We start from the raw sequence: 1,577 nt of genomic DNA, 5'->3' as shown, positions 1-1,577 counted from the left end.
CATCTTGGCCATTAATGCTTCTTGACCGAGCGTGGTGCCGAAGAAGAACTTCAACCCGGTGATCGCGGCGTTTAGAGAGACTGGCGACACCCCGCGGTCAACCAGATGCAACTGGTAGCGTCGCAATTCCTCAACGGTCGCGGTGTCGGGCGAGCGTCCGAGGAAGACTGTGAACTCGCGTACGACGCGAAGGTAGTTGGATTGCGTGGTCGGCGCGAGGCGACGCATGCGCATGTCGTCCATCATGCGCTGGCGTAACGGGCTGATAACTTCGGTGGATGTCGTCATAGCTCGGCTCCTGTCGAGTAACGAGGCGGATCGCCTCATCAATCAACATAGGAAACCAAGCCGGGTCCCTCCGAAAAACCACATGCCTCAAACGGAAGGCCTACCGCGCGAGCGGTTTAGTCCAGTGGCGGGTTGGAGACAGTCACATTTACTATGCGATACGAAATAATTAAATACAGATCCGCTCGACCTCATCCAGACTGATTTCATTGTGACGCCGGTCATAGAGCTGCGTGGTGCGTGTCGATGCGTGATGGCCATTGCCGCGGCGTTCTCCAGCATGCCGCCATTCTTCAGATAGGCGGTGATGCCGGTAGCGCGGAACGTGTGATTGCCGATCTTCGTGCCGATGCCGGCGGCCAGCGCGCGACGTCGCACCATCGCATACGCGTTCGCCTGCGGCAGCGGCGTGTCGTTGAGCTGCCCGGTGCCGCGCCGGATCGTCCTGAATAGCGGCCCTTTCGGATCGTCACCGATCCCCGCGCCATTCAAATACGCGTGCAGGTACGCCTCGAGCGCGTGGTGACACGGTATCTCGTGGTGCTTGCCGCCCTTTTCGCGCAGGCGCACCCACAGGCCCCGGTGCTGCACATAAATGTCATCGACGCGCATCGCGAGCGCGGCGCCCACGCGTGCAAACGAAAACACCATCAACGCAATAAACGCCCGGTCCCGCAGCCCGATCGGCGTCGTGACATCGATGCTGTCGAGCAAGTGCCGCGCTTCGGTCGCATCCAGCACGGGCGTCTTGCGGTTTTGTCGCGTTAAGGCGGGAGAGGTAGTATTCGAGCCTGACAAATATGCTTTGGCTGGCCGATGAAGAAGACCCAAACACCGCGAAAGACGCTTGCTGCGGGCATCGCCCGAGTGCTAAAGCGCCTTCACTATCCGCTCGATATGATGTTGCTATGCGTGCGGTGGTACGTCGCCTACTCACTGAGTTTGCGTAATCTCGAAGAAATGATGGCCGAGCGCGGTATTGAGGTTGATCATTCCACGGTGCATCGTTGGGTGATCAAGTTGGTGCCGCTGTTCGAGAAGACGTTCCGTAAGCACAAGCAGCCGGTGGGCAAGAGCTGGCGCATGGACGAAACGTATATCAAAGTCAAAGGCCAGTGGAAGTATCTCTACCGGGCGGTGGACAAGGCGGGCCAAACCATCGATTTCCTGTTCAGAGCCAAGCGCGACAAGGTGGCAGCGCGGCGCTTCTTTGAAAAGTCGATCGCTCAGAACGGTGTACCCGAGACGGTAACCATCGACAAAAGCGGCTCTAATCTGGCTGCGCTGCA

General features: G+C 58.7%; 2 protein-coding genes and 1 pseudogene. 1 reads left to right on the top strand and 2 read right to left on the bottom strand.

Annotation, left to right across the window (positions count from 1 at the left end; translation table 11 throughout):
- Both BSU04_RS33825 and BSU04_RS33820 read right to left on the bottom strand, forming a co-directional pair.
- On the bottom strand, window positions 1–288 hold a 288-nt coding region (locus BSU04_RS33825; protein ID WP_179258528.1), incomplete at its 3' end, for a phage integrase N-terminal SAM-like domain-containing protein.
- Between the two features lie 169 nt (window positions 289–457).
- A pseudogene (locus BSU04_RS33820) lies at window positions 458–1,038 on the bottom strand (tyrosine-type recombinase/integrase); the annotation flags it as partial.
- Between the two features lie 66 nt (window positions 1,039–1,104).
- Between BSU04_RS33820 and BSU04_RS33815 the strand changes: the two are divergent.
- On the top strand, window positions 1,105–1,577 hold a 473-nt coding region (locus BSU04_RS33815; protein ID WP_089164625.1), incomplete at its 3' end, for an IS6 family transposase.

This window comes from Caballeronia sordidicola (assembly GCF_002220365.1).
In the GTDB taxonomy this organism is placed as follows: Bacteria; Pseudomonadota; Gammaproteobacteria; order Burkholderiales; family Burkholderiaceae; genus Caballeronia; species Caballeronia sordidicola_C.
Note: the sequence above shows the minus strand (reverse complement) of the source record. Positions and strands in the feature narration are given on the sequence as shown.